A 7,731-nucleotide genomic window follows, 5' to 3' on the forward strand; every position below is an offset into this window, starting at 1 on the left:
AACTCTCCTGAAGCCTCGAAAGCCAAGACGCTCTTGACGGCGCCGAGGGCCTTGGGGCAATGCCGGGCGGCGGCCTAGGGCCGTGCGGGCGAGCTTAGGGCGTGATGACGGCGGATAAAGAGGCAAGCGCGGGCGCAGGGGCAGGCTTTCGTCGCACGGCGCGGCTGACGCCGGCCGAGGCCGCGACCGCCGGCGCGCTGCTCGCTTCGGGTCGGCTCGTCGCCTTCCCGACCGAGACGGTCTACGGCCTCGGCGCCGACGCGACCGACGCCGGCGCGGTCGCCGACCTCTACGCCGCAAAGGGCCGCCCCGCTTTCAACCCGCTGATCTCGCACGTGCCGAGCACGCCGGACGCGATGCGGCTCGGCCGCTTCGACGCCCATGCGCGGGTGCTGGCGGAGGCGTTCTGGCCGGGGCCGCTCACGCTGGTCGTGCCGGTCGCGGACGACTGTCCGGTGTCCGATCTCGCCCGCGCCGGCCTCGCGACCCTCGCCCTGCGGGTGCCGGCGCATCCGCTGGCGCGCGCCGTGCTGGCGGCCGCCGCCCGCCCGATCGCGGCGCCCTCCGCCAACCGCTCGGGCCGCGTCAGCCCGACGACGGCGGCCCATGTGCTCGACGATCTCGCCGGCCGCATCGACGCCGTACTCGACGGCGGCGCGACCGATGTCGGCGTGGAATCCACCATCGTCGCTTGCTTCGGGGGCGAGGTGCGCTTGCTCCGCCCCGGCGGCGTCTCCCGCGCCGAGCTCGAACGCGTCCTTGGGCGTCCGCTCGACGGCGACCTCGCCGACGACGCCGGGCGACCGCTCGCCCCGGGCCGCCTGCTGTCGCACTATGCGCCCGCCGCGCCCGTCCGCCTGGACGCGACGGAGGTCCGCCCCGGCGAGGCGCTGCTCGCCTTCGGTCCGCTCATGCCAGGCGTGGAGAGCGCCGGCGTGGTCGAAAACCTCAGCCCATCGGGCGACCTGCGGGAGGCCGCCGCCAACCTCTTCGCCGCGCTGCGCCGCCTCGACGCGGCCGCACCTGCGGCGATCGCGGTCGCGCCGATCCCGGCCGAGGGCCTCGGCGAGGCCATCCGCGACCGCCTGGAGCGCGCCGCGGCCCCGCGGACGTCGCCGGAGTAAAGGCCCCGAGGCCTTCAACCCTCCGCGGATCCATGCCACATGACGCTCGATCCACGGAGGCTTCCCATGTCGCCCGAGCTCGCCGCCCGCTTCGCAGCCCTGGTCTCCGCCCGCGACGTGCTGGACGCCGACGCCGCGAAACCGAAGCTCTCGGAGCCGCGCGGGCTTTACCGCGGCAAGGCGGCGCTGGTGCTCACGCCCCGCTCGACCGAAGAGGTCGCGGCGATCGTGCGGCTGGCGCATGAGACCGGCACGGTCGTGATCCCCCAGGGCGGCAACACCGGCCTCGTCGGCGGCCAGACGCCGGACGGGAGCGGCGAGGCGATCCTGCTCTCCACCGCCAAGCTCGACCGCATCCGCGAGGTCGACGCCGAAGGCGATCTGATGGTGGTGGAGGCCGGCGTCACGCTCGCCCGCGCCCAGGACGCCGCGGCCGAGGTCGGGCGGCTGTTTCCGCTCAGCCTGGGGTCCGAAGGCACCTGCACGGTCGGCGGCAACGTCGCGACAAACGCCGGCGGCACCGCCGTGCTCGCCTATGGCAATACCCGCGACCTCGTGCTCGGCGTCGAGGCGGTGCTGCCGGACGGACGGATCTGGAACGGTCTTCGCCGCCTGCGGAAGGACAACACCGGCTACGACCTCAAGCACCTGTTCATCGGCTCGGAGGGCTCGCTCGGCGTCGTGACGGCCGTGGTGCTGAAGCTGTTCCCCGCGCCGCGCGAGACCGCGACCGCCTTCGTGGGCCTCGCCTCCCCCCACGCCGCGCTGGAGCTGTTCCGCATCGCACGCGCCCACGCGGGTCCCGCGCTCACCGGCTGCGAGATCATCCCGCGCATCGGGATCGCGTTCGCGCTGAAGCACCTCGACGGCGCGCGCGACCCGCTCGCCGAGCCGCACCCCTGGACCTTGCTGTTGGAGCTGTCCTCGCCTTTGTCGGTCGGCCTCGCCGCGACGATGGAGGCGATCCTCGAGGAGGGTTTTTCGAAGCATCTCCTGCAGGACGCGGCCATCGCCGCCTCCGGCGAGCAGGCCGCCGCCTTCTGGCGCCTCCGCATGGGACTGTCCGAGGTGCAGGGCCACGAGGGCGGCTCGATCAAGCACGACGTGTCGGTTCCGCTCGGCGGCGTCGCCGTCTTCATCGAGGAGGCGACGGCGGCGGTCGAGGCCCATGCGCCGGGCGCCCGCGTGGTGGCCTTCGGCCATCTCGGCGACGGCAACATCCACTTCAACGTCAGCCAGCCCGTGGGCGCCGACAAGGCGACGTTCCTCGCCGGCTGGGACGCCATGAACCAGGTGGTCCACGCGGTCGTCCACGCCCATCACGGCTCGATCGCCGCCGAGCATGGAGTCGGCCGCCTCAAGCGAGGCCTGCTTGTCCAAGTAAAAACCGACGTTGAGCTCGATCTGATGCGTATGGTTAAGAAAACGCTTGATCCAAGGGGACTGTTTAACCCTGGGGTAATACTTGAAGAAACGCGGTCTTAACGCCGACTGAGTCACGACAGGGGCGACGTTTTCTCCGACCGGAGCCGCCCGATGCCGATGACCCGCCTGGCCGGCCGCCTGATGTTCGCGATCGTGCTTCAGATCATCGCGACCAACGGCGTACGCGCGGCCGACGCCCCCCTGTCCTCCGGCTTCTACGCCCATGGCGGCGTCGACGACCGCTGCGGGCCGCCTGAGATCGTCGAGACCAAGTACAAGGAGCAGATCTGCTACGCCGGCGAGAGCGGCTACGGCTACGCCGCCTGCCGCTGGGTCAAGCGCACGTACGCCGTGCGCATCCCGGCCGAATGCGCGCGTCCTCCGGTGTTCGAGGACGCCTACCGCATCGAACGCCCCCGCCACGAGCGCGCGCTCTCGACCAAGGGCTGACGTTCTCAGCGTCCGCCTAGGCAGCCGTATGCGCGCAAACTCGGGCTCGTCATGCCCCGGCTTATCCGGGGCATCCAGGGTTCGGGCAACGCGACGCTTGATGACTAAGCCTGGGTTCCCTGGATAAACCCGGGAATTACCGACGTCGTCGGGCTCGACGAAGATCTAGAACCTACCGCCGCCTCCGGTCATCGCGGTTAGCCTCCTAAAGCTTCACCTCGTTGTCGGCAGGCATCGTCGCGCCGGGCGCCGAAGCGGCGCCTGCGACCGCCCCGCTGATGTCCGGGGACGGAATCGCGAGCTGCAGCGCGTCCGCGGTCTCCTTCCAGACCGACGCCAGCAGGACGGGATCGCCGTTCAGCTTCCGCCCATAGCTCGGGATGATCGCGCGCAGCTTGTCGCCCCACGCGCCCTTGACCTGATCGGGGAACGCCCGCTCCAGCAGGCCAAGCATGACCGCCGGCGAGGTGGAGCCGCCGGGCGAAGCGCCGAGCAGCGCCGCGATCGAGCGGTCCTTGGCCATCACCACCTCGGTGCCGAGCTTCAGCACGCCGCCCTTCTTGGGGTCGTTGTAGATGATCTGGACGCGCTGGCCGGCCTGCCACAGGCGCCAGTCCTCGTCCTTCGCTTCCGGATAGTACCGGCGCAGCTCGGCGAGCTGGGCCTCATGGGATTGCACGAGCTGCCCAGCGAGATAGTTGACGAGAGCGATCTCGTTCCAGCTCACCTGCAGCATCGGCGCGACGTTGCTCAGCGTCACGGAGTCCGGCAGGTCGAAGTAGGAGCCGTGCTTGAGGAACTTGCTCGACCAGGTCGCGAACGGCCCGAACAGCAGGACGCGCTTGCCGTCGAGGACGCGGGCGTCGAGATGCGGCACCGACATGGGCGGCGAGCCGACGTCGGCCTTGCCGTAGACCTTGGCGAGATGCTGGGCCGCGACCTGTTGGTTTTCGGTCACGAGGAACGAGCCGCCCACGGGGAAGCCCGCATAGGCCTTGGCCTCCTCGATGCCGGAGAGCTGCAGCAGCGGCAGCGCGGCGCCGCCGGCGCCGATGAAGACGAAGCGCGCGTCGACCGTCTGGATCTTGGCGTCGTCGGTCATGTCGAAGGCGGAGACGCGCCACGTCCCGCTCGGGTTCCGGGTGATCGAGCGCACCTCGACGCCGGTGGTCAGCTTGAAGGTCGGCTTCGCGGTCAGATGCCCGAAGAACTGCCGCGTGATCTCGCCGAGATTGACGTCGGTGCCGAGCGGCGACCGAGTGGCGACGAGGTTCGCGGTGTCCTTGCGGCCGGCCATGGACAGCGGAATCCATTCGGCGATCTTCGCGGGGTCGGTGGTGATCTCCATGCCGGCGAACAGCGGGCTCGCCTTCAGCGCCTCGACCCGCTTGGTGATGAAGGCCACGTTCTCCGCGCCCCAGCACAGGTTCATGTGCGGCGTCGAGTTGATGAAGGCGCGGGGATTTTCGAGGATGCCGGTCCGGACCTGGTGCGCCCAGAACTGGCGCGAGATCTGGAACTGCTCGTTGATGTCGATCGCGCGGGCGATCTGGACGTTCCCCTTGTCGTCCTCCGGCGTGTAGTTCAGCTCGCACAGCGCCGAATGCCCGGTGCCGGCGTTGTTCCAGCCGTTCGAGCTCTCTTCGGCGACGGCGTTAAGCCGCTCGAAGGTCTCGATCCGCCACTCCGGCTCGAGCTCCGAAAGCATCACGCCGAGCGTCGCGCTCATGACGCCGCCGCCGATCAGAAGGACGTCGACGCTGCGGTCGGCGGTCTCGGCGCGGTACTGACCGCCGGTGGCCCACTTGTAGGCGACGAACGCGGCGCCGGCGCCGAGAGCGGTCCCCAGAAGGCGACGGCGCGTGAGGCCAAGCGGCTTGGCGGCGTCGGAACGCGTGTTTCCAGTGTCGGTCATGGGGGGTGCTCCCGGGGGCTTCTGGCGCCCGCCGGATGCTTGCATGCGACGTCGGCGAACCAATTTCTTGAACTATTCCAACCGCCTATGAGGCGATTAATACTAAAGTACGTATACGCCGGCGCGGGGGGTGTCCAATGCCTGCGGAGGGCGCCAGGGTTGCGCCCGCCCTGGGGTCTGACCGCGGAACGGGATGCTGCGCGGAGGCTTGCCGCGGACGAGCGCGCGCTTCCTCGCTGACCCGAACGTTCGACGGCGCAGCGTCCTGACTCAAGCGATGGAAGCGCGAAGACCGTTCGCGAGTAGTCTCGCGTGTGATGTAGGAAACTGGGCGGCGTGAACCAAACCGAGTCAGATACGCCGGCCATAGGCACGATTTTCAGGCTTGTTCCATCGCTGAGACCGAACCGGCCATCTGCTGCTCAATCAACCCTGAGGCAGCTTCTCGGCGATCCGTTCGAACTCAGCCGCAGTAAAACCGGTCAAAATGGGCATCTCCCAGTCGAAAAAGTGCTTATCGGATATCGCATGAAGGATTAGACTTCTAATTCCCAGCAGCTCTAGATGCGATAATTTTGTATTGGGAACAACAGAGAGAACAGCCTGGGAAATGCGATCCGCGATCGGTTCAATGCTCAACGACATGATTGCTAAATCACCATCACGCTCCAATTCACCGAGCGCCATGGCGACAGTTTCACTCAGTAGTTGGTCTCGCATGTTCACGGCCCAAGTTCACTGACTTGCGGATTTTCGCCATGCATAATAGGCGACTTTCGGCGGCGCGATCTGGGACATACGGCCTGGATTGCGGTCCGCACGGAATGATTGCTGTCGCGCTGAATCCACTCGCCGACTTTGCTGAGATCAGCAGGGTGGGGTCGGGAGCTCGGGAATGCCCTTGTAGCGTCAAGAACCTGCGTTGACCGCGCCCCCGGCCCAAGACGACTCAGATCAGCCGCGGCTGGGCGTCGGCGACGGGTTCGGCGATCGCCGGCGCAGGCTCTTGCACCTCGGGGCCGTCGTTCGTCGCCTGATTGACGCGCGCGCCCACCGTCACCGTTTCGAAGGTTCCGACCGGCGCGGGGTGCAGGCCGCGCAGCGCGAGGCTGCGGCCGTCGACGCGCGTGTCGAGCCAGGCCTCCCACGCCTCCGGCGGCAGCACCGCCGGCATCCGGTCATGCACCACGGCGAGATCGGGACTGGCGGTCACCGTCACGATCGCGACCGACCGCAGCGCCTCGCCGTTCGGCCGCGTCCAGCTTTCCCAGAGCCCGGCGAACATGACGGGCGCCCGGTCCGGCCGGCGGATGAGATAGGGCTGCTTGAAGCGGCCCACCGCGCGCCATTCGTACCAGCCGTCCGCCGGCACGAGGCAGCGGCGTCGCTGCAGCGCGGAGCGGAAGGCCGGCTTCTGCGCCAGCGTCTCGGCCCGGGCGTTGAACATCAGCGGACCCGAGGCGACGTCGGGCGCGAACTCCGGCACGAGGCCCCAGCGATGGAGCGATATGCGCCGCACGCCGTCCTCGACCAGCGCGACCGGAATCATCTGCGTCGGAGCGATGTTGTACCGCGCCGGGAAGTCCGCGTCGGCGGAGGCGCGGAGCAGCGCTTCGAGCGATCCGCGGCTCGTGGTTTGGGCGTAGCGACCACACATGCGTAAAACCCCTGAGGCCCTTGCAGGCCGAGGCTTAACTTGCAGGAAACCGAAACGCCACGATCATCTGGCGTGAAACGCGCGCGAACGACGTCGCGCGCTCCGGAACCGCCGTCTCCATGATCGCCGCCGAGCTTCTTCAGAACGCCCCTGGGTCCGACGCGGATGTCGCGCTGACGCCGGAGGCGTTGAAGGCCGCGAACGTGCATCCCCTGACCGGGCTCGCCACCGACTATCTCAACCATTTCAACGAAGTCGCCATGCTGCTCGATCTGCTGGCCGACATGCCGGAGATGCGCGAGGACGTGTTGGCGTGGCGGCCGGCGAGCTACCGCGAGCATTTCGAGCGCTCCGGCTTCCGCGGGCGCGCGGTCGCCGTCGCCGCCTACGAGGCCGCGCCGAGCCAAATCCGCGCGCCCTTCGACGCCACGGTGGCGGCGATCGACGCCAAGCTGACCGAGGTGCAGCACGCGCTCGAATCGGCCGACGAGGACGCCGCCATGACGCTCGGGCCGACGGCGGCGCTGGAGTTGCGGCCGATGCTGGCGCGCGCCGACGCGCTGATCCACGGCGCCCCCGCGACGTGAGCGACGACGAGGGACGGCTCCGGCCCGCGCGCCCTCTGCTCGCGGCGAGCCTCGCCTGCTTTCGCGACGGCGAGGTGCTGATCGCCCGGCGCGGCAAGCCGCCCGCGATCGGCCTGTGGTCGCTTCCCGGCGGCATGGTGGAGCTCGGGGAAACCGCGGCGGAGGCGGCGGTAAGGGAGGTCCACGAGGAGACAGGGGTTCGCGCAGAGGCGGTCGCGCTCGCGGACGTGGTCGAGGTGATCCTGCGCTCGCCCGAGGGCGTGGTGGAGCGGCACGTGACGATCCTCGCCTACGCCGGGCGTTGGCTCGCCGGCGACGGCTCCGCCGGTCCCGAGGCCACGGAGATCGCCTGGGCGCGCCCCGACCGCCTGGACGCCCTCGAGACGACGCCCGGCCTCGCGGCCGTCGTGGCCCGCGCGGCGGCGCTGCTCGCATGACGCGCTTGCGATCGCCGCGTCCGCGCGCGAGGGTGCGCGCCATGTCGACCGTTCCTCGCGCCGCCCTCGCTGGCCTGCTGCTCGCGACGGCGCCCGCGGCCGCCCAGCCGCGCGAGCCCAAGGCACACAGGGGATA

General features: G+C 69.6%; 8 protein-coding genes. 5 read left to right on the plus strand and 3 right to left on the minus strand.

The window, feature by feature from the left end:
- Nucleotides 1–104: 104 nt before the first annotated feature.
- From METY_RS14940 to METY_RS21110, 3 genes are all read left to right on the plus strand, one after another.
- Nucleotides 105–1,124, plus strand: coding sequence for an L-threonylcarbamoyladenylate synthase (locus METY_RS14940; RefSeq protein ID WP_103122187.1), 1,020 nt, complete (start codon nt 105–107; stop codon nt 1,122–1,124).
- Nucleotides 1,125–1,190: 66 nt separating this feature from the next.
- On the plus strand, nt 1,191–2,609 hold the full coding sequence (locus METY_RS14945) for an FAD-binding oxidoreductase (RefSeq protein ID WP_103122188.1): 1,419 nt from the start codon (nt 1,191–1,193) through the stop codon (nt 2,607–2,609).
- Nucleotides 2,610–2,660: 51 nt separating this feature from the next.
- Nucleotides 2,661–2,999 (plus strand): hypothetical protein, encoded by a 339-nt coding sequence (locus tag METY_RS21110; RefSeq protein ID WP_160147361.1) that lies wholly within the window; start codon nt 2,661–2,663, stop codon nt 2,997–2,999.
- A gap of 205 nt (nt 3,000–3,204) precedes the next feature.
- Here the strand turns inward: METY_RS21110 and mqo are convergent, their stop codons facing one another.
- From mqo to METY_RS14965, 3 genes are all read right to left on the minus strand, one after another.
- Complete coding sequence (gene mqo, locus METY_RS14955; RefSeq protein ID WP_103122189.1) at nt 3,205–4,914, minus strand: malate dehydrogenase (quinone); 1,710 nt, start codon at nt 4,912–4,914, stop codon at nt 3,205–3,207.
- Between the two features lie 426 nt (nt 4,915–5,340).
- Complete coding sequence (locus METY_RS14960) at nt 5,341–5,601, minus strand: hypothetical protein (RefSeq protein ID WP_244593674.1); 261 nt, start codon at nt 5,599–5,601, stop codon at nt 5,341–5,343.
- A 262-nt stretch (nt 5,602–5,863) separates the two neighbouring features.
- Nucleotides 5,864–6,571, minus strand: a complete 708-nt coding sequence (locus METY_RS14965; RefSeq protein WP_103122191.1) for an SOS response-associated peptidase — start codon at nt 6,569–6,571, stop codon at nt 5,864–5,866.
- A gap of 119 nt (nt 6,572–6,690) precedes the next feature.
- Between METY_RS14965 and METY_RS14970 the strand changes: the two genes are divergently transcribed.
- Together METY_RS14970 and METY_RS14975 are read left to right on the plus strand one after the other, a co-directional pair.
- On the plus strand, nt 6,691–7,158 hold the full coding sequence (locus METY_RS14970) for a hypothetical protein (protein WP_103122192.1): 468 nt from the start codon (nt 6,691–6,693) through the stop codon (nt 7,156–7,158).
- Entirely contained in the window at nt 7,155–7,595 is a 441-nt protein-coding gene (locus METY_RS14975; protein WP_103122193.1) for an NUDIX hydrolase, read from the plus strand. Before METY_RS14970 ends, METY_RS14975 begins: the two co-directional genes overlap by 4 nt.
- Nucleotides 7,596–7,731 lie beyond the last annotated feature (136 nt).

Origin of the sequence: Methylopila sp. Yamaguchi (assembly GCF_002897035.1) — a bacterium.
In the GTDB taxonomy this organism is placed as follows: domain Bacteria; phylum Pseudomonadota; class Alphaproteobacteria; order Rhizobiales; family Methylopilaceae; genus Methylopila.